This window comes from Phreatobacter sp. GW821-FHT04C01, assembly GCF_059420385.1.
The window spans coordinates 194590-213741 of the sequence record NZ_JBWKTP010000009.1 but is presented as its reverse complement, the minus strand read 5'-3'; the positions used below and the strand labels follow the sequence as shown (position 1 = coordinate 213741).

The window sequence follows — 19152 nt, the reverse complement described above, 5'->3', positions numbered from 1 at the left end:
ATACAAGCTTCAGTCCCGCGAGGCGGCCGATATCAAAACGGAAATTCTGGCGGCGCGGTGGTGATGTCGGCATGTGCAGGCTCATATTATTATCAGGCGACAAATATGTCGCATCTCTGTTGTCAATTTCGCTACATTTGATGAATTCTAATCAAGCGTAGCCTCTTGAATATTATACCCTTGCCCCTCTTTGACGCGTGGATCATAGTTCACTGAGATCGGGTCGGAATCCGCACGAAAATGACGAAAATGACAAAAGCACCGCGATCGGATCATCCGGGGCCGCCGATCGTCGACCGGCTGCCGCTGCCCGAGGAGACGCCGCGGCCGGTGACCGTGCTCGACCAGAGCTTTCCGGACGGTGCCCGGACACGCTGGCACAGCCATCGGCGCACCGAGCTGGTTCACGCCTCCGGCGGCCTGCTGGTGCTCAATACCGAGGAGGGCACCTGGACGGCGCCAGCCGGACATGCGTTGCTGGTGGCGGCCAATGTGCCGCACGAACTGGCCGCCTATGGCTGCTCGGCGATGCGCGCGGCCTTCCTGAGCGATGAGGCGCTCGGTCCGGCCTTGCCCGCCACCTGCCGGGTGATCGCGGTGTCGGAGCTGCTCGACGTCGCGCTGAGGGCCCTGGCCGCCGGCCCGCTGCTCTACGACCTCGCGGGGCGGGGCGGTCATCTCGCGGCGCTGGTCGCCGACGAGATCGGCAAGGCGGCGGAAATCCAGATCGCTCTGCCGGTGCCGCAGAACAAGACATTGCGCAAGCTCTGCCGCGAACTGATCCAGACGCCGTCGCTGGCGCTCGATCTCGACGGCTGGTCGCACCGCATCGGCGTCAGCCGCAGCACCTTCACCCGGAAGTTCCGGGCCGAGACGGGCCTGAGCTTCGCCGAATGGCGGCGCCGCCTGCGCATGCTGCACGCGCTGACATTGCGGGCGGACGGCGCGCCGCTGCGGCAGGCGGCCCAGACCGCCGGCTATCGCAGCACCAATGCGCTGCGCGACATGATGCGGCGGACCATGGCCGGCACCGTGACGCCGATGGAGGTGGATGGAGGCTGAGGGGGGCCGATAGCGAGTGGCCGGCGATCGGCCGGCAGCCTCACCCGGCCCGGCGTTCGGCCGGCCCGTCGACCGCGATATGCAGGCGGCCGCGCGTGCAGCGCTCGACCCGCGCGTCGACCCCGTAGACGCTGCGCAGAATGTCCGGCGTGATGGCGGTCTCGGGCGTCCCCTGGGCGGCGCAACGGCCATGGTCGAGCACCACGACATGGTCGGCCCAGGCCGCCGCCAGCGTCAGGTCATGCAGCACCGCGACGACGATGCGGCCTTCGCGGGCGAGTTCGCGCACCACGGTCATCACGTCGAGCTGGTGGCGCAGGTCGAGCGCGCTGGTCGGCTCGTCGAGCAGCAGGAGCTTCGGCGCGCGCACCATGGCCTGGGCCAGGCTCGCCAATTGACGCTGGCCGCCGGACAGCCGGCCAATGCTTTCGAGCGCGAGGTCGACGATGCCCAGCCGATCGAGCACATCGACGGCCCGCTGCCGGGCTTCGCGCAGGCCGCCATCGAACTCGGCGAGCGGGGACGCCTTCAGCGCGCCGATGACGCCTTCCAGGACGGTGAGTTCGGCGCCTTGCGGCAGGCTTTGCGGCATGAAGGCGACGTGGTCGGCGCGCGCCGCGAGACCGAGCTTCAACAGCTCGGTGGCGCCGAGGCGGACCGAGCCGGTGGCCGGCACCAGGCCGGCGAGGCCGCGCAGCAAGGTCGACTTGCCGGCGGCATTGGGGCCGACCAGCGCGGTGACGCTGCCCGCCGGAATCGGCTGCAGCGTGAAGTCGGCGAGCACCGGGCGCTGGCGGTAACCGGCGCTGAAACCGGCGATGGCAAGGGGACCGGTCGTCATCACAGGCGCTCCCGCCGGCGCAGGATCAGCGCGAAGAACACCGGCAGGCCGACCAGCGAGGTGACGATGCCGATCGGCAGCACGATGCCGGGCACGATGGTCTTCGAGGCGATGTCGGCGAGCGCCATGACCAGCGCGCCGGTGAGCGCGCTGGTGGGCAGGAAGAAGCGGTGATCCTCGCCGATCAGCAGGCGGGCGATATGGGGGCCGACCAGGCCGATGAAGCCAATGGTGCCGACGAAGGCGACCGAGGTCGCGGCCAGCAGGCTGATGCGGAAAAGCGAGGCGAAACGCAGCCGGCCGACATCGACGCCGAGGCTGCGGGCGCGGTCCTCGCCGAGCCGGAGCGCGGTGAGTTTCCAGGAGGCGGCGACCGAGAAGGGAAAGGTGACGAGGACGACGACGCCAAGCACGCCGATGGCCTGCCAGGTGACGCGGCTGAGACTGCCCATGCCCCAGAAGACCAGCTGTTGCAGCGCATCGGCGGAGGCCACGAACTGGACCAGCGCGACCAGGGCATTGAAGGCGAAGACGAGCGCGATGCCGAACAGCACGAGGCTGTCGACGCCGGCGCCGCGCAGAGACGCGACGCTCTGCAAGAGCAGGACCGAGGCGAAGGCGAAGAGAAAGGCATTGCCGGTGACGAGCCAGCCGGCCGGAATGCCGGGAAGCCCGATGCCCAGCACGATGGCGAGCGCCGCGCCGAGCGAGGCCGCCGAGGAGACGCCGAGCGTGAACGGACTGGCCAGCGGATTGTTCAGGATGGTCTGCATTTCGGCGCCGGCGAGCGACAGCGCGACGCCGACCAGCAGGGCCATCAGTGCCGAGGGCAGGCGGACGTCCCAGACGATGACGACGATGCCGCGGCCGGCCGCGCCGGGCTGGACCAGCGCGCCGAGCGCGTCGGCTATGCCGATGCCCGATGGTCCGGTGGCGAGATCCATGACGAAGGCGGCGGCGAGCAGGACGCCGAGCGCCACGACGATGCCGGTCCGGCGCCGGAGAAGGCGGCCATAGGCGGCGAGCACCGCATCCTTGCCGGGCGCCTGGCCGGCCGTCTGCTCGCGTTCCCCGGCGAGCCCTGTGCTGCTCATGTTCGCCTGCCTGTCTTCTCGCCTGCCGGTTCCTGTGGCCGAGCCGCAGGGCGGATCGAGACGCATGTTCCGGCGGCCCGGTTCCGTGGCATCGGCGAAGATCCGTCGTCGATCCCGCTCGCCGTCCGAGCGGGGCGCCGCGCGACGCATATGCGAGCTGCCCGCATGGTTCAAGGCCGGCCGTGCAAGAGCCGGGCAGGCCGTCGCCACCTCACCTGCATCTTGCACCGCAGCGACGCGGGCCCTAGTGTCTTTTTCGCCGAACGATCGTTCGGAACAACGACCGAGAGCCTGATTTCGCAACGCCATGGCCGACCGCGACCCGAAAAAAATCGAGCTGGATGCCGGCGCCCATGTCCTGTCGGGCAATCTCGGCCGGACGGTGCAGCGGCTGCGCAAGGCCTATAACCTGTCGCTGTCCGAATTGTCCGAGCAGTCGGGCGTGGCGAAATCGATCATCAGCCAGATCGAGCGCAACGAGACCAATCCGACGCTCGCCACCATCTGGCGGCTGAGCCAGGCGCTCGACGTGTCGATCGAACGGGTGCTGGCGACCGCCACCGAAGAGCCGTTCCTGGAAAAGCTGTCCAAGGGCGACACGCCGCTCCTGGTTTCCGACGACGGCAAGTGCCGGTTGTCGATTACCGGCTGGATCAAGACGGTGGAGTGGCTGCAGTGGTACGACTTCCACTGCGACCCCGGCGGCGTGCTGGAGAGCGAGGGACACCAGCGCGGCTCGGTGGAAAGCCTGTCGGTGCTGGAAGGCGAATTCGTCGTCGAGGTCGGCGACCGCGTCGAGACGGTGAAGGCCGGCGAGAGCGTGCGCTACCGCTGCGACGGCCGGCACGTGATCCGCAATGTCGGAACCGAGACGGCGCATGCGACGATGGTGTGCATCCTCAAGGCGGCGGTGATGGATTGAGAAGGTCGGCAGTTCGATTCTCTCTGCCGCTACCAATATGAACGCGGTTTGTTTCGGCAGCCTGGAAAGAGGGGCGCTGAATTGACCCTCTCCCAGAGGGAGAGGGTGGCAGCGTCAGCTGCCGGGTGAGGGGTCGTTCCTCTCCGGACGAGCCGGCGTGGCGAGGCCCGGACCTTCAAAATCGAGCCTCGCGTCGCCGCTGTTCTCGACGCCTACGCCCCTCACCCAGCGCCTGACGGCGCCACCCTCTCCCTATGGGAGAGGGTTGGTTTCGCGCGCGGCCAACATTGGGAAGGAGGGGCCATTTCAATCATTAATTCAAACTCTTATCCAAAGTTCCACACACCCCGATTCCGATTCAGCCGCTTCATGTGCTGAATCCGCTCGAACCTCTCCGCCCAACAAAGAACCCCGGCTCGCGCCGGGGTTCTTCATGTTTCGATTCAAGCGAACGGGAGCAGATCAGCGCCAGGCGATGACGTTCTGCTTCTGCGCGCCGAGGCCCTCGATGCCGACCGCCATGACGTCGCCGGCCTTGAGGAATTTCGGCGGCTTCATGCCGAGGCCGACGCCGGGCGGGGTGCCGGTGGTGATCACGTCACCGGGTTCCAGCACCATGAATTCCGAGGTGTAGGAGACGATGGTCCTGACGTCGAAGATCATGGTCTTGGTCGAGCCGGTCTGCATGCGCTCGCCGTTGACGTCGAGCCACATGCCGAGTTTCTGCACATCGGCGATCTCGTCGACGGTGACCAGCCAGGGGCCGAGCGGGCCGAAGGTCTCGCAACCCTTGCCCTTCATCCACTGGCCGCCGCGCTCGATCTGGTAGGCGCGCTCGGAGACGTCGTTGCAGATGCAGAAGCCGGCGACCACCGACAGGGCATCCTGCTTGGAGACGTAGCGGGCGCGCTCGCCGATGACGATGGCGAGCTCGACCTCCCAATCGGTCTTCACCGAGCCCTTGGGCAGCATGACGTCGTCGTCGGGGCCGACGATGCAGGACGGTGCCTTGTTGAACAGGATCGGCTCGGTCGGGATCGCCGCGCCGGTCTCGGCGGCATGGTCGGCATAGTTGAGGCCGACCGCGATGAAATTGCCGACGCCGCCGACGCAGGCGCCGATGCGGGCGCCGGCCGGGGCGACCGGCAGTTTCTGCCAATCCGCCTTGGCGATCCTGGCCAGGCCCTTGCTCGACAGCGCCTCGCCGGCAATGTCGGGCACGATCTCCGAGAGATCGCGAATCTTGCCTTCAGGATCGACCAGGCCGGGCTTTTCCTTACCCTTCGGTCCAAAGCGTACCAGTTTCACGACTTTGCCTCCCATACTTTGATGTCGTCGGCGCGGATGATGACGAGCCCGCCGGATTGCGCAAGCGCGGCATCGCATCGGGGCCGTGCGCCAAAGCGCGTTGCGCCGCCGGCTTTGCTCAAGCTTTGGGCAGATCCGCCAGGATCGATGCGACGATATCGTGGGTCGCCCGGTCGCGGCCGAGCGCCCGCGCCTTGGCGGCCATGGCGGCGAGCCGGGCGCGGTCGGTCACCAGCAAGGCGGCGACCACGGCCGCGAGCCTTGCCGGATCCGGTTCGAACAGGCCGGCGCCGGCTTCGACGACATGGTCGACATTGGCGGCTTCCTGGCCGGGAATGAAACCGTAGATCAGCATGGGCAGGCCGCGGACGCTGGCTTCGGCAATGGTGCCGGGGCCAGCCTTGGTGATCAGCAGATCGCAGGCGTGCATCAGGTCGGACATGCGCTCGACGAAGCCGAGCGGCACCACCGGCACCGGCCAGGGCCGGTCGGCCAGACGCGCCTGCAGCCTGGCGTTCTTGCCGGCGATCACCACGACCTGCGCCGGTGGCGCGCCGCCGGAGCCGGCGAGCGTCTCGGCCATGGCGTCGACGATCGCCTCGATCGGGCCGATGCCGCCGCCGCCGCCCATGACCAGCACGGCGGGCAAGGCGGGGTCCAGCCCGAAGGCGCGGCGCGCCTCGGCGCGGTCGGGCGGCGCCGCGGCGAATTCGGCGCGGATCGGCAGGCCATGGGCGTGCAGCCGGTGCTTCGGCAGGCCGCAGGCGATGGCGGTCTCGACCGCCTTGGCGGTGGGCAGGTAGATCGCGGCATTGGCCGGGTGCAGCCAGAGCGGATGAATGCCGCCGAGATCGGTGACGACGGTGACGTAAGGAGTGGCCGGCGCCAGCCGCGCCAGCACCGGAATGACCAGGTCGTTGACCAGCGGGTGGACGGAAACGACCAGGTCCGGGGCGGCCTCGCGGATCAGGCGCTCGATCTTGCCGCGCGACATCCGCCGGACCAGGGCCGAGGAGGAGCCGCCGACCGCGGGCCGCGCGGTGACGCTCCACATGGCGCGCCACAGGCGGGGCGCCCGGTTGACCAGGGTGTCATAAGTGCGCGGCAGGCGGCTGAACGGGAAGCTGATATGGTCGGTCAGGAGATCGACAATGGTGACGCGGGCCTGCGGGTTCTGGCGGACGAATTCGGTCTCCAGGGCGCGCGCGCTGGCGAGATGGCCGCCGCCGGTGCGGCTCATCAGAATCAGGATCTTGAGCGGCGGCGTGGTCATGACAAGGCCTTCACGGGCAGGCGCGGGTGTCGGATCGGTGTGCAGCACGTGGGGCCTCCGAGCCCGCTTCTAACCTGGACCGTGCGCCATGGCGAGGCCGACAGGACCGGTTCTCCGCTGCCGGGCCCTTGCGGCTTCAGGCCAACGGGCCTCATATGGAGGCAACCCAATCCGGAGAGCCGCCATGCCCGCCCTGCCGACCGCAGCCGATGTCGCCGATGCCGCGCGCCTGATCGCGCCGGTTGCCCGCCGCACGCCGCTCCTGACCTTGCCCGAGCTCGACGCCCTGACGGGGGCCCGGGTGTTCCTGAAGGCCGAGCCGCTGCAGCGCACGGGCTCGTTCAAGTTCCGCGGCGCCTATAACCGGCTGGCCCGGCTGACCGATCAGGAACGCAAGGCCGGCGTGGTCGCCATGTCCTCCGGCAATCACGCGCAAGGGGTCGCGACCGCGGCGCAGCTGCTGGGCATGCCGGCGGTCATCGTCATGCCCAAGGACAGCCCGGCGCTGAAGCGCGAGCGAACCGCGGCGGCCGGCGCCGAGATCGTGCTCTATGATCGCGAGCGGGAAGACCGGGTGGCGATCGCCCAGGACCTCGCCGCCCGGCGCGGCGCGACCCTGGTGCCCCCTTACGACGATTTCTACATCATGGCGGGCCAAGGCACGGTCGGGCGCGAGATCATCGAGGAGCTGACCGCGCAAGGCCTCTTGCCGGACACCGTGCTGGTCTGCTGCTCGGGGGGCGGGCTTCTGGCCGGCGTGGCGCTGGCGGTGCATGAGCGGGCGCCCAAGGCGAAGCTCTACAGCGTCGAGCCCGAGGATTTCGACGACCACGCACGCTCCTTCGAGGCCGGCAAGCGGGTCGCCAATGTCAGGCTCGGCGGGTCGCTGTGCGACGGGCTGCTGGCGCAGACGCCGGGCGAACTGACGTTTGCGGTCAACCAGCCGCATGTCGCCGGCGGCGTCACGGTGTCCGAAGACGAGGTCAAGCGGGCGGTCAATTTCGCTTTCCGCGAGCTGAAGCTGGTGGTCGAGCCCTCGGGCGCGGTGCCGCTGGCGGCGCTCCTGTCCGGGCGGCTGGACGTGCGCGGCCAGGTGGTCGCGGCCGTCGTATCCGGCGGCAATGTCGATCCGGCGCTGTTCGCCAAACTGGTGGCGTGAGGCGAGGGCGAGATGCGCCGTTCGCCGGTCTCTTGAAACCTGCCGATGGCAGCCAGACGCATCAACGTGATCGGGGCCGGCCGCATCGGGCGTCCGGTGCTCGCCTATCTCAGGAGCGCTCCGGCATGGCGCCTCGGCCTGTGCCTGGTCCGCGATGCGAACCGGGCGGCGGAGCCCGAGGCGACGGCCGATCCCGAGCGCTTCTTCGCCGAACCCGCCGATCTGATCATCGAAGCGGCCGGTCCTGAGGCCTTGCGCCGCCACGGCGCGCGGGCGCTGGCTTCGGCCGATGTCTGGACGGTCAGCGCCAGCGCGCTCGCCGATCCCGGCCTTTTCGCCGGCCTCGAAGCCGCCGGCCGTGGCCATGGGCACCGGCTGCGGCTCCTGCCGGGGGCGCTCGGCGGCCTCGACGGCGTCGCGGCCGCCTCGGTCGACCCGGACGCGCGGCTACAGGTTTCCGCCTCGCGCCCGGGCATGGCCGGGATCGCGGGCGAGGTCTTCGCCGGCCGGCTGGACGAGGCGGTGCGGCGCTATCCCAACGAGATCAATATCGCGGTCGCCGCGGCGCTGGCCGGCCCGGGCGTCGCGCGCGCGTCGGTCAGGCTCGACGATCCGGGACCAGGCGGCGCCCATGTCCTCGGGCTTTCGATCGACAGCCGCTTCGGCCGGTTCTCGGCGACGGCCGAGATCGAGCCCGATCCGGCCAAGCGCATGCACCCGGTCGCCGCCTGCATCATCGCCGCCCTGGAGCGGGAGACCGCGACGATCTGGGCGGGGTAGTTCTTGGGCTGAAGTGCCCTGCATCCAGGTTGGCCGTCCTCCGTGCAAGGCAGCTCAACCGGGCGCGATCAGACCCTCAACCGATCGACTTCACGCGTCGAGCACCAGGTCGGAGGCCGGCACCGCCTGGCAGGACAGGCACTGGCGCGCGTCGAGCCCGCTGGCCGGCACCAGGTGGGTCACCACGCCGTCGAGCACGGTGAGCGCGCAGCTCTCGCACTGGCCGACCCGGCAGCCCGAAGGCGGCGACAGACCGAGTTCTTCGGAAAACCGGAGGAGGTCGCCGCGCTCGGGCGACCAGATCGCGATGCGCCCTGATCTGGCGAAGGTCACGGCGAAACGGCTGGCCTCGCCGGAGGCCGGGTCGCGGCGCGGTGGCGACACGAAGGCCTCGCTGAAGATCTCGAAGGCCGGCACGCCGCGCCGGATCAGGCCCCGGGTGATGTCGGCGATCATCGCTTCCGGCCCGCAGAGGTAGAAGCGGGCGCGCCCGTCGATCAGGTCCTGGCCGATACTTTCGGCGTCGATCCGGCCGACGGCATCACAGATGTCGTCCGCATCCGGCCGGCTGAAATGGGTGACCAGATCGAGCGAGGGCAGGGCTGCCGCCAGGCTTGCGATCTCCGTGCCGAAGGCATGGCAGGCGGCATTCCGGCTGCCGTAATGGAGTGTCACCCGCGGTGGTGACGGCGCGCGTCGGAGCGCATGGAGATAGCCGAGAAACGGCGTGATGCCGATGCCGGCGGCGATCAGGACGACCGGAAAATCGGCGGCTTCAGGAATGACGAAGTCGCCGGCCGGCATGCGCGTGTCGATCCGGCTTCCTGGGCCGAGCGAGGCGGCCGAGAAGGACGAGAACAGCCCGGCCTGGCCGTCGCCGGCGATCGGCTTGATGGCGATCCGATAGTGCCCGGCGCCCTCGATCCGGCTGTCGCCGCAGAGCGAATAGGACCGCTCGACCGGGCCGCTGCCGGGAATGTCGAGCGACACGGGCAGGTGCTGGCCAGGCCGGAACGGCGGCAGCGGGCCGCCGTCCTCGCCCGACAGCTCCAGTTCGACGATGCCGCCGGCCGCCTGCCGCCGCGCCGCGACGCGCAAGCGGCGCCGGCCGCGCCAGGGCGAGACCCCAGTGGTCGCGACCGGCCGGATGTCGCAGGCAAAGGATTTGAGCGAGGGCGCGCCGCTCACCGGATCGGCATGGTCGGCATCGATCAGCCGGTTGAAATTGCTGCCTTCGTCCGAGAAGGGATCGTAGCCGGGCAGGCCGAGATCGGGCAGCGCGCGCCACCAGCCGAAATCGGCAACCGCGACGTCGCGGGCGAGCGACCGGTCGATCGTCGCCTTGAAACGGGCCTTGCCCGCACGGGTCGAGACCTCGACCCAGGTGCCTTCGGCGATGGTCCTGGCATCGGCAATGCTGCCGGCGAGGGTGACCATGGGCTCACGGGCGCGCCGGCGCAGCGATGCCGCCTGGCGATGCTGGCTATGGCAATAATAGGGGCTCTTGGCGCAGGTCAGGATGAAGGGCCGCTGGTTGCCGGCGGCGAGCGGTGCGTCGGCATGATCCTCGAAAGCCGGAAGCGGCGCCTGGCCATGGCGCAGCATCAGCTCCGAATAGAGTTCGACCCGGCCGGTTTCGGTGGCGAAGCCGCGGATGCCCTGCGGACCGTTTTCGGCATACTTGCGATAGCGGGTTTCGAGCGGCCGGCGGATGCCGGCGGGATGGGCGCGCAGGGCGTCGAGGGTCAGGCCGAGCGGGGCGAGGCGGTGGCGCCAGCCCGCTTCGATATCGCCCCCGAACATCCGATCGGCGAAACCGAGCCTCTGGGCGAGATCGCAGACGATCTCGGCATCGGACCGGGATTGGCCGACGCGCGGGATCATGGCCGGGCGGAGCTGGACGAGTTCCTGCGCCGCCTGGGTCACGTCGAAGCCGAGCTTCAGGCCCTCGCGCTCCCAGGGGCTGCCGACCGGCAGGAGAATGTCGGCCTGCTGCGCGGTCGGATTGTCGAAGAGGTCGCAATGGACGGCGAAGTCGAGCGCCTGCAAGGCCTTGCGGCCCATCATGGCGTCGCCGCGCGACAGCAGCATATTGGTGCCGAAGGTCATCAGCGCACGCACCCGATAGGGCTTGGCGTCGAGGATCGCGGTGTAGAGCTCGCGCGCGGTGACCATGCCGAGCGCCGCCGGCCCGATCGGCCGTTCCCTGGCGCCGAGCGCCTTCAGGCGCTGGCTCTCGGACAGCAGCGCGGGCTGGCTGATCGGATGGGCGGCGAGCGGGGTGGGCACGACATTGCCGCCCTTGGCGTCGAAGCAGCCGGTCAGCGCGTAGAGTGTCGCCATGGCACGCGAGGTCTGGGTCGAGTTGGCGTGCTGGCCGATGCCGGTCCAGGCGAAATGCGAGACGGCCTTCGCCTGGGCGATCGCATCGGCGAGGGCGACGATCGTGCCGGCATCGACCCCGGTGATCGCGGCGACCCGTTCGACCGGATAGTCGGCGCAGCGCGCGGCATAGAGGTCGAAGGCGGGCCGGCCGGTGATGCCGGCCGCTTCGAAGGTGCCGGTCAGCGCCAGGTCCTTGGCCCAGGCCGCTTCCGGATCGCGCCGGCGGTCATAGGCCACGACCCGGCCCTCGGCCTCGTCGAAGGCGGCAAAGTCGTCGCCGTTGCCGGCCTGCGGATCGATGTCGCGCATCCGGAGGAAACGCCCATTGTCGGCGCGCACCAGCAGCGGCCCATTGGTCCAGGCCCGGACGAAATCCCGGTCGAAGCGGCCAGCGGCGATCAGCCGGTGGGCGAGCCCCAGCGCCAGCGCGGCGTCGGTGCCGGGGCGCACCGCCAGCCAATGATCGGCCTGGCCGGCATGGCCGGTCCGGCGCGGATCGATGACCGCCAGCCGGGCGCCGCGGCGTTGCGCCTCGGCGAGCTCGCCGGCCTGCGCCAGCCAGACGCTGGAGGGATTGTGGCCCCAGAGAATGATCAGGTCGGTATGGGCGTAGTCCGGCAGCGGCAGCACGGTGCCGAAGGTGAAGCCGTGGGCGACGTCCTTCTGCCAGTTGCAGATCTCGGTGGCGTTGCAGACATTCGGGCTGCCGAACAGCTGAATGAAGCGCTCGACCCATTCGACGCTGTCGACCATCGGGGTCGCGCTCGGTGAGGTCAGGGCGAAGGCGACCGCCTCGGCGCCGTGGCGCTGCCTGATATCGCCGAGGCGCGCGGCGATCTCATCCAGCGCCTCCTCCCAGGAAATTGGCTGCCAGCCGGGATCGGCCGAGCCCTTCGGCGTGGTGCGCTTCAGCGGCTGGGTGAGGCGGCGCGAGGAATGGGCGAGTTCCGGCGCCGCCCGTCCCTTGGCGCAGACGGCGCGCCCGGTCGGATGGCCGGGCAACGGCGCGACCTTGATCAGCCGGCCGTTTTCGACGGTGTTGAGCGTGCCGCAGCGCGAGCGGCAAAGCGTGCAATAGCCGGGGATCTCGATTGCCATGGGCCGCGGCCGTTCCTGTGACGCATCAGTCTACACCGGATCGAGCGGTACCTTGGTATATTCGCTGTGCCGGTAGGTCTTGGACTCCAGCCGGGTGATGCGGAAGGCTGCGCCGCAATTGGGATCGGTGCAGCCGATATCGGCATCCGTCGACATCCAGTCGCAGCGCTGGGTCGGCCGCTGCTTGGCCATCAGGAAGGGCAACACGGCCAACATGGCGTAGTAACCGAAGGTCGGACGGTCGGGGGGAAACTCCATGACCCCGCCGCGCAGGAAGAAATGGTCGCCCTCCTTGTGGCGGCAGACCATCGGCCGCGCCGGGTCGCGGTGGACGACCTCCACCTTGAGGTCGAAGAGCTCGAAGGCATCGTCGCTCATGGTTGCACGCGGCGCCGTCAGCGGGCACCGACCCCCTTGGTGTTCTGGTTGGTCCACATGATGCTGGTATGGCGTCCGCCCGGCACGCGCTCGAGGCTGTAGCAATCGCCTTCCGGTCCGGCCGCCTTGGCGGTCACCGCCGCGATCGCCGCCTTGTCGGCGGCGTCGAGCTTCAGGGCGGCCACGGCGACGAGATCGGCGAGATGGGCTGCGGTGCGCGCGCCGACGATGGCGGTGGCCACCTGCGGCTTGTCCAGGACATAACGGGTCGCAACCGCCGACAGACTGACGCCATGCTTGGCGCCGATGGCGGCCAGCGTACGCAGCATCTCCTGGAACAGCGACCAGGAGCCGAACTCGTCGATGATCAGCCGGTATTTGACCAGCGACCGGTTGGCCATCGGCGGCTCCGGCTCGGCGGCGCCGAGCCAGCGCTCCGACAGGAAGCCGCCTGATATCACGCCGTAGCATTGCAGTGCCATGCCGTGTTTCTCGGCAAGCGCCGCCATGCCGTGTTCGGGCCGGTGGTCGAGCACGGAATATTGCAGCTGGTTGCTGGCCACCGTCACGCCGCTGGCGACGATTTCCTCCAGCCGCGGGCAGTCGAAATTGGTGGTGCCGACCTGCCAGATCTTGCCCTTGGCCTGCATGTCCTTGAGCCAGCCCATGGCCTCGACATAACCAGGCACGTCGTAATCCCACCAGTGGAACTGGACGAGATCCAGCCGCTCGACGCCGAGGCGGTCGAGCGCCCGGTCGACCAGGAATGCGATATCGGCATATTTCAGCACCGGCAGCAGGTCGCGGTCCGGCACGACCTTGGTCTGGACCGTCAGCACCTTGGCGAGATCGGGATGGCGCCTGCGGAAGGCGCCGATCAGCTCCTCGACGCCGACATAGTGGTCGGCGCAGTCGAAATTGGTGAAACCCGCCTCGACGAAGCGCCGCATGTCGTCAAGGGCCTGGTCCTTCTCGACCGCGTCGCCATGGCGCTCGGCCAATTGCCAATTGCCCTTGGTGATGCGCGAGACCTCATAGCCTGGCGCCAGTTCGATACGTTCCGCGGTCACCGGATCACTCCACTCAAAAACCGATACGCTTGAAGAAGGCGGCCATCTCGTCGAGCGTGATGACCCGCTCGGTGACCAGCTTGCCGCCTTCGATCTTCCAGATCAGCGCCGGGCCGGAGACGTCGCCGTTCTTGTCGAACTGGAACGGCCCGGTGGCGCCGACATAACGGATGCGGGTGCCGGCCTTCAAAAGCTCGAGCGCGTGGCGGATGCCGTCGACGCCGGGCACCACCTCGGTGCCGGCGGGATCGGTGACCTGGCGCATCTGGTCGCGGATGGCGGTGCCGTCGAGGGTGGCCGCCGCCTGCATGGCGAGCGCGGTGACGACGACGGAATCATAGACCGTGTGCAGGCCGGGCCCGACCGGCGGACGGCCGAATTTGGCCTGATAAGCGGCGTTGAAGGCATCGACCGAGGCGCCGGCGACCTGGGCGTTGTCGATGCCGGCGGCGCGGCCGAGGAAGCGTTCGCCGACCGCCTTGATGAAATCGTCCGAGCGCAGCGTGTTGTGCAGGATCATCGTCTGCGGCCCGCCGAGCGAGATCCATTCGCGGGCGATGGTGGCGCCGTCCTGCGACAACGCCAGCAGTACCAGCGCGTCGGGCTTCAGCGCCAGGGCCTGGTTGACCTCGGCGCGATAGGACGGCTGGTTCTCGTTATAGGCGAAGGCGCCGGCGACGGTGCCGCCCATGGCCTCGAACGACCTCTTGAAGTCGTTCTGGAGGGTCAGGCCGAAATCATTGTTCACATAGATGACCGCGACCTTCTTGTAGCCGCGGTCGGTCGCCGCCACCGCATGGGCGACGCCCATGACCCGCGAGGTCGGAATGGTGCGGAAGAAATAGCCATCGGTCTTGCCCTGCTCGGCCATGGTGGTGAGCGTCGGCGTCACCGCGCAGCAGGAGACGAGCGGGATACGCGCCGCGGTCGTCACCGAGGAGACGATCGGCAGCGCGATGCCGCTGCCGACCACGCCGACGATCGCCGGCACCTTCTGGACGTCGACCAGGAAGCGCGCGGCTTCCAGGCCGACGGTCGGCTGGCCGGTATCGTCGCGCAGGATCAGTTCGACCGGGCAGCCCTTGATGCCGCCGGCGGCATTGACGTGCTCGATGGCGAGCTGCGCGGTATCGGCGATCGGCTTGCCGATCGGCCCCTGCGGGCCGGTCAGCGGGATGATCGCGCCGATCCTGACCGGGCAGGCGGCGGCAGAAGCCGGGGCCTGCGCCTGGGCCGGCCCCGCGGCAAGGCCTGCGAAGACCAAGGCGGACAGGGCGAGTGCTAGTCTTGTTGTCATGTCCGTCTCCCGTTTTGTTTCAGGCTGCGAAGTTTCAGGCGGGTGAGCGCGCCGGGGCGCTGGTCCGAGCCGATCAGGCCATTGGGCCGGAGGATCAGGGTGGCGATCAGAAGCGTGCCGATCATGATCGCCTGAATGGCGCCGCCCTGGGTCTGCAGGCGGGTCGGCAGGAACGACACGACCGTGACGCCGGACAGGCTCCACAGCGCCCAGACCAGGAAGGCGCCGACAATGGCGCCGCGATTGCTGCCGCTGCCGCCGACGATCAGCATGGCCCAGACCTGGAAGGTCATGATCGGCAGGAAGTCGAAGGGACTGACATAGCCGATGAAAGAGGCATAGAGCGCGCCGGAGAGCCCCATGAAGGCCGCGCCGATGACGAAGGCGGTCAGCCGGAAACCTTCGACCGACTTGCCGAGCGAGGCGGCCGCGGTCTCGTCGTCGCGAATGGCGCGCAGCACCCGGCCCCACGGCGAGCGCACCAGGCGTTCCAGCGCGACATAGGACAGGATCATGGCGCCGCCGGCGATACCGAGATAGATGGCGGCGAAACCGAGCGGCGGCAGGGAGGCGAAGGGCCGGGGCACGCCCGGCATGCCGCGGCCGCCGCCGGTGACGGGATCGAGGTTCATCAGCAGCAGCTGGATGGTCGCGGCGATGCCGAAGGTCGCCAGCGCCAGGTAGTCGGTGCGCAGCCGGATCGTCGCCAGCCCGATAATGACGGCGATCAGCACGGTCGCCGCCATGCTGGCGAGGAGTGCCAGCGGGAAGGGCAACTGGATGCCGCTGACGAATTCCGGGTTGGCCGGCACGGTCAGGATCGCCTGGGTATAGGCTCCCACCGCGATGAAGCCGACGACACCGGCATTGAACTGGCCGCACTGGCCCCATTGCAGGTTGAGGCCGAGGGTGGCGATGGCGAAGATCGAGGCGACGGTCGCGAAGAAGATGAAATAGGAGAGCAATCCGGTCATCGGCTTTGCCCGAACAGGCCCTGCGGGCGGATGAAGAAACAGGCGAGCATGATCAGGAACGGCACGATGGCCTTGTAGGCGGTGGGCAGCACCAGGGTGGAGAGGTTCTCGGCGATGCCGACGAACAGGCCGCCGACGACCGCGCCGGGAATGCTGCCGACGCCGCCGAGGACGGCGGCGGTGAACAGCGGCAAGAGCAGGTTCGCCCCCATCTCGGGGCGCAATTGCACGGTGAGGCCGAACAGCGTGCCGCCGAGCGCGCCGAGCACGCCGGTGATCAGCCAGGTGACGCGGATCGCCACCTTTGGGCTGATGGCGCAGGTCTGGGCCAAAGCGGGGTTTTCCGCGACCGCCCGCATGGCGAGGCCGTGGCGGGTATGGTTGAGCACCCACCAGAGCGCGCCGAGCGCAAGGACGGCTGCGGCCAGCACCACCACCTGGTCGGGCATCAGCCTGATGTCGCCGGGCAGCAGGATCGCCATCTGCAATTCGCGTGAATAATATTCCGGCTGCGGGCCGAAGATCAGCAGCACCAGGTTGCGCACCACCAGCGCCAGCCCGAAGGAGGCGAAGATCAGCACCAGCGGTCCGGCGCTGCGGCGGCGCAGCGGCGCGAAGACCAGGGCATCGCCGACGAGCGCGGCGAGCCCGGTGACGCCAAGCGAGATCAGCAGCGCGAGGCCGATATAGGCGCCGAAGGAGAAGGGGTCGATCGGCACGCCGGTGCCCCCCATGGCGAGCACGACGGCGAGCGTCGCATAGGCGCCGACCGTCAGCAGTTCGGCATAGGCGAAATTGGCGAAGCGCAGAATGGCGAGGCCGAGCGTGATGCCGATCGCGCCGAGCGACAGGATGGCCCCGGTCATGATGCCGTCGACGACGAGCTGGGCGATCACGCGGCAACCCTCCCACCCATGAAGACCGTGCGCAGGTCGGGATCGTCTGCCAGCGCCTTCGCGGGTCCCTCCATGGCGACCCGGCCTTCGACCAGCACGATGCCGCGGTCGGCGGCGGCAAGGCCGGCCTTGACGTTCTGCTCGACCATCAGCACGGCGACGCCCTCGGCGGCGATGGCGCGCACCGCTGCGAAGATCTCGGTGGTGATTTTCGGCGACAGGCCGGCGCTCGGCTCGTCCAGCAGCAGCACGCGCGGGTGCATGATCAATGCGCGGGCGATCGCCAGCATCTGGCGCTGGCCGCCGGACAATTCGCCGCCATAGGCGCGGCGGCGCTGAACCAGGTCGGGAAAACGGTGATAGGCCTCGCCGATCCGTTCGCGGGCCAGGGCACCGCGCAGCCGGTGGGCGCCGGCGCGTAGGTTCTCGTCGACGGTCAGGCCGGTGAAGACGTTCTGCAATTGCGGCACATAACCGAGCCCGGCCGCGGCGAGGTCCTCCGCCGCGACGCCGGCGACCGAAACGCCCGATAGCGTGACCTGGCCGGAAAAGATGCCGACGAGCCCGGCGATCGCCTTCATCAGCGTCGATTTGCCGGCGCCGTTCGGGCCGAGCAGCGCCACCACGTCGCCTGCCGCCACCGACAGCGCCGCGCCGCGCACGATCGGCAGGTCGCGGTGATAGCCGGCGGACAGGGCTTCGACGCTGAGGGCCGGTGCGGCCTGAGACGCGCTGGTCTCGGATCGGGGGGGCTGCGAAGTCATGGCGCATCGCCGAGATAGGCGTCGATGACGCGTGGATCGGAGCGCACCGTTGCCGCATCGCCCATGGTGAGCACACGGCCCTGGGCCATCACCACGACGGGATCGCAGATGCGGGTCACCAGATCGATATTGTGCTCGATGATGACGAAGCCGATGCCGCGCCGGTGAATGTCCTGGATGCGCTCGACGATCACCTGCAGCAGCGCCGGATTGACACCGGCCGCCGGCTCGTCGAGCAGGATCATCTTCGGGTTGCCCATCAGGACGCGGGCGAGTTCCAGCAGCTTCTGCTGGCCGCCGGAGAGAACGCGGGCCGGCTGATCGGCGAGCGGCGCGAGCGTAACGAAATCGAGCAGTTCGCGGGCACGCTCGCGCAAGGCCTGCTCGCGCCTGCGGACCCGGCCGGGCACGATCCAGTTGTCGTAGAAACGTTCGCCGGGCCGGTCGTCGGGCACCACCATCAGGTTTTCCAGGACGCTCAATTCGCCGAAGGGCCTGGGGATCTGGAAGGTGCGGGCGAGGCCCCGATGGAACATGGCGTGCGCCGGCAGCCCGTCGACCCGTTGGCCGGCCAGCCGGATTTCGCCGGCCTGGGGTTTCAGCGTGCCGGCGAGCAGATTGAACAGCGTGGTCTTGCCGGCGCCGTTCGGCCCGATCAGCGCGGTGATGGCATCGGCGGCGAAATTCAGCGACACGCCGTCGACGGCCTTCAAGGCCCCGAAGGTGACGGCGACGTCACGGACCTCAAGCATGTCGCGCGCCCACCCGGTCGCCGGTCATCCCGAGGCAAGATAGCCTTGCCGGTCTATGGCGCTGCTGCCACCGCACGTCGTCATCCCTGGCTCATGGAAATCTTTGATCAAAGATTGGTCCGGTTCTCGGCGTCACACAAGCTTATTGTTGAACCTTTCCAGTGCAAGTTTCGCGTGGAATATGTGTGGGTCTCGAAGGGGAGGGGCCGACCCGGTGCCGCCATGGCGCGGTGCCAAGGCCGGGGCGCCCAGGATCGAGGCCATCGAGAGATGCCGCACGCGACGCCGCTGCAAATGGCTACGATCTTTATCCCGGGCCACGAGTTCTTGCGGGCCTCGAAGGGCGGCTATTCGCGACGCGGCGCTCCAACACGAAAACCGATCACACCCTAGGCGCGGCGCGGCTTGGCCGTGGATGCCTTGTCGAGCAGCGACCGGACGATGTCGAAGGAGCGGCCGATGTCGCGTTCGATCGCCGCGCGCACGGCGGTGACGTCCCGCTGTTTCAATGCGGCGATGATCGCCCGGTGATGGTCGGTCGCCCGGTCGTCGGCGGTATAGAAGGCGTCCGCGGCCTGCCGCATATGCGGCCCGAATTGCAGCCAAAGGCTCTCGATGATCGGCGGCAGCGTGGCCGACCCCGACATGCGATAGAGCGCGAAATGAAATTCGAGGTTCTGTGCCACCGAAGCCTCGACGCCCGAGGTCGTCAGCTCGCGGACCTCGGCCTCGACGATGGCGTCCAGCCTGGCGATGTCCCCGGCAGTGGCACTGGCAACCGCGAGCTCGGCGGCCAGCCCCTCGATGGCGAAGCGGACGCGCTGCAGATCGTCGAGCCTGGCATGATCGGCGCGCGGCACCCGGGCGCTGCGATTGGGCAGGGCTTCGAGGGCCTTTTCGGAGACCAGCTGGCGCACCGCCTCGCGCACCGGCTGCAGGCTGGTGCCCAGCGCATTGGCCAGGTCGTTCAGTTTCAGGGCCTGGCCGGGCCGGAAGCGACCGAGCATGACCAGCCGGCGCAACTGCGCGTGGACCTGCGCACGCACCGTGCCGCGATCGAAATGGACGATCGGCGTCGGCTCAGGAGTTTCGTGCGCGG

17 protein-coding genes are annotated in these 19152 nt (G+C 68.9%); 4 read left to right on the top strand and 13 right to left on the bottom strand.

What is annotated here, in order from left to right; all coding sequences use genetic code 11:
- Nucleotides 1-249 precede the first annotated feature (249 nt).
- Nucleotides 250-1062, top strand: coding sequence for an AraC family transcriptional regulator (locus tag AC07WJ_RS28555; protein ID WP_494938092.1), 813 nt, complete (start codon nt 250-252; stop codon nt 1060-1062).
- 40 nt (nt 1063-1102) lie between these two features.
- Here AC07WJ_RS28555 and AC07WJ_RS28550 read toward each other — a convergent pair whose 3' ends face one another.
- Together AC07WJ_RS28550 and AC07WJ_RS28545 are read right to left on the bottom strand one after the other, a co-directional pair.
- Nucleotides 1103-1903: an ABC transporter ATP-binding protein gene (locus AC07WJ_RS28550; protein ID WP_494938091.1), complete on the bottom strand. Its 801-nt coding sequence runs from the start codon at nt 1901-1903 to the stop codon at nt 1103-1105.
- Entirely contained in the window at nt 1903-2997 is a 1095-nt protein-coding gene (locus AC07WJ_RS28545) for a FecCD family ABC transporter permease (protein ID WP_494938090.1), read from the bottom strand. The genes AC07WJ_RS28550 and AC07WJ_RS28545 overlap by 1 nt, the downstream gene beginning before the upstream one ends.
- 307 nt (nt 2998-3304) lie before the next feature.
- Between AC07WJ_RS28545 and AC07WJ_RS28540 the strand changes: the two genes are divergently transcribed.
- On the top strand, nt 3305-3919 hold the full coding sequence (locus AC07WJ_RS28540) for a helix-turn-helix domain-containing protein (protein ID WP_494938089.1): 615 nt from the start codon (nt 3305-3307) through the stop codon (nt 3917-3919).
- A gap of 462 nt (nt 3920-4381) precedes the next feature.
- On the opposite strand, the gene AC07WJ_RS28535 is transcribed toward AC07WJ_RS28540, so the two are convergent.
- On the bottom strand, nt 4382-5227 hold the full coding sequence (locus AC07WJ_RS28535) for a fumarylacetoacetate hydrolase family protein (protein ID WP_494938088.1): 846 nt from the start codon (nt 5225-5227) through the stop codon (nt 4382-4384).
- Between the two features lie 118 nt (nt 5228-5345).
- Nucleotides 5346-6548, bottom strand: a complete 1203-nt coding sequence (locus AC07WJ_RS28530) for an MGDG synthase family glycosyltransferase (protein ID WP_494938087.1) — start codon at nt 6546-6548, stop codon at nt 5346-5348.
- Nucleotides 6549-6684: 136 nt separating this feature from the next.
- On the opposite strand from AC07WJ_RS28530, the gene AC07WJ_RS28525 reads away from it, so the two are divergent.
- On the top strand, nt 6685-7659 hold the full coding sequence (locus AC07WJ_RS28525; protein WP_494938086.1) for a threonine ammonia-lyase: 975 nt from the start codon (nt 6685-6687) through the stop codon (nt 7657-7659).
- Between the two features lie 45 nt (nt 7660-7704).
- A complete protein-coding gene (locus tag AC07WJ_RS28520; protein ID WP_494938085.1) occupies nt 7705-8439 on the top strand; it encodes an aspartate dehydrogenase domain-containing protein in 735 nt (244 codons plus the stop codon).
- A 90-nt stretch (nt 8440-8529) separates the two neighbouring features.
- Here the strand turns inward: AC07WJ_RS28520 and AC07WJ_RS28515 are convergent, their stop codons facing one another.
- The 9 genes from AC07WJ_RS28515 to AC07WJ_RS28475 all read right to left on the bottom strand — a co-directional run bounded on the left by AC07WJ_RS28515 (nt 8530) and on the right by AC07WJ_RS28475 (nt 19099).
- Nucleotides 8530-11922, bottom strand: coding sequence for a molybdopterin-dependent oxidoreductase (locus tag AC07WJ_RS28515; RefSeq protein WP_494938084.1), 3393 nt, complete (start codon nt 11920-11922; stop codon nt 8530-8532).
- Between the two features lie 30 nt (nt 11923-11952).
- The gene (locus AC07WJ_RS28510) at nt 11953-12300 is read right to left on the bottom strand and encodes a TIGR04076 family protein (RefSeq protein ID WP_494938083.1); all 348 of its coding nucleotides are present in this window, start codon (nt 12298-12300) and stop codon (nt 11953-11955) included.
- Between the two features lie 17 nt (nt 12301-12317).
- On the bottom strand, nt 12318-13370 hold the full coding sequence (locus AC07WJ_RS28505; RefSeq protein ID WP_494938082.1) for an aldo/keto reductase: 1053 nt from the start codon (nt 13368-13370) through the stop codon (nt 12318-12320).
- A 13-nt stretch (nt 13371-13383) separates the two neighbouring features.
- Nucleotides 13384-14667: an ABC transporter substrate-binding protein gene (locus AC07WJ_RS28500; RefSeq protein ID WP_494938081.1), complete on the bottom strand. Its 1284-nt coding sequence runs from the start codon at nt 14665-14667 to the stop codon at nt 13384-13386.
- Nucleotides 14664-15641, bottom strand: a complete 978-nt coding sequence (locus tag AC07WJ_RS28495) for a branched-chain amino acid ABC transporter permease (RefSeq protein WP_494938080.1) — start codon at nt 15639-15641, stop codon at nt 14664-14666. Before AC07WJ_RS28495 ends, AC07WJ_RS28500 begins: the two co-directional genes overlap by 4 nt.
- Complete coding sequence (locus tag AC07WJ_RS28490; RefSeq protein ID WP_494938079.1) at nt 15638-16537, bottom strand: branched-chain amino acid ABC transporter permease; 900 nt, start codon at nt 16535-16537, stop codon at nt 15638-15640. The genes AC07WJ_RS28495 and AC07WJ_RS28490 overlap by 4 nt, the downstream gene beginning before the upstream one ends.
- Nucleotides 16534-17301, bottom strand: coding sequence for an ABC transporter ATP-binding protein (locus tag AC07WJ_RS28485; protein WP_494938078.1), 768 nt, complete (start codon nt 17299-17301; stop codon nt 16534-16536). The genes AC07WJ_RS28490 and AC07WJ_RS28485 overlap by 4 nt, the downstream gene beginning before the upstream one ends.
- Entirely contained in the window at nt 17298-18053 is a 756-nt protein-coding gene (locus AC07WJ_RS28480) for an ABC transporter ATP-binding protein (RefSeq protein WP_494938077.1), read from the bottom strand. Before AC07WJ_RS28480 ends, AC07WJ_RS28485 begins: the two co-directional genes overlap by 4 nt.
- Nucleotides 18054-18442: 389 nt before the next feature.
- Entirely contained in the window at nt 18443-19099 is a 657-nt protein-coding gene (locus AC07WJ_RS28475; protein WP_494938076.1) for a GntR family transcriptional regulator, read from the bottom strand.
- Between the last annotated feature and the right edge of the window lie 53 nt (nt 19100-19152).

What these genes read in the sequence shown, in the direction of transcription:
- AC07WJ_RS28545 (WP_494938090.1), bottom strand. Translation starts at nt 2,997, where the DNA reads ATGAGCAGCACAGGGCTCGCCGGGGAACGCGAGCAGACGGCCGGCCAG.
- AC07WJ_RS28495 (WP_494938080.1), bottom strand. Translation starts at nt 15,641, where the DNA reads ATGACCGGATTGCTCTCCTATTTCATCTTCTTCGCGACCGTCGCCTCG.
- AC07WJ_RS28510 (WP_494938083.1), bottom strand. Translation starts at nt 12,300, where the DNA reads ATGAGCGACGATGCCTTCGAGCTCTTCGACCTCAAGGTGGAGGTCGTC.
- AC07WJ_RS28480 (WP_494938077.1), bottom strand. Translation starts at nt 18,053, where the DNA reads ATGCTTGAGGTCCGTGACGTCGCCGTCACCTTCGGGGCCTTGAAGGCC.
- AC07WJ_RS28500 (WP_494938081.1), bottom strand. Translation starts at nt 14,667, where the DNA reads ATGACAACAAGACTAGCACTCGCCCTGTCCGCCTTGGTCTTCGCAGGC.
- AC07WJ_RS28550 (WP_494938091.1), bottom strand. Translation starts at nt 1,903, where the DNA reads ATGACGACCGGTCCCCTTGCCATCGCCGGTTTCAGCGCCGGTTACCGC.
- AC07WJ_RS28525 (WP_494938086.1), top strand. Translation starts at nt 6,685, where the DNA reads ATGCCCGCCCTGCCGACCGCAGCCGATGTCGCCGATGCCGCGCGCCTG.
- AC07WJ_RS28555 (WP_494938092.1), top strand. Translation starts at nt 250, where the DNA reads ATGACAAAAGCACCGCGATCGGATCATCCGGGGCCGCCGATCGTCGAC.
- AC07WJ_RS28540 (WP_494938089.1), top strand. Translation starts at nt 3,305, where the DNA reads ATGGCCGACCGCGACCCGAAAAAAATCGAGCTGGATGCCGGCGCCCAT.
- AC07WJ_RS28485 (WP_494938078.1), bottom strand. Translation starts at nt 17,301, where the DNA reads ATGACTTCGCAGCCCCCCCGATCCGAGACCAGCGCGTCTCAGGCCGCA.
- AC07WJ_RS28515 (WP_494938084.1), bottom strand. Translation starts at nt 11,922, where the DNA reads ATGGCAATCGAGATCCCCGGCTATTGCACGCTTTGCCGCTCGCGCTGC.
- AC07WJ_RS28520 (WP_494938085.1), top strand. Translation starts at nt 7,705, where the DNA reads ATGGCAGCCAGACGCATCAACGTGATCGGGGCCGGCCGCATCGGGCGT.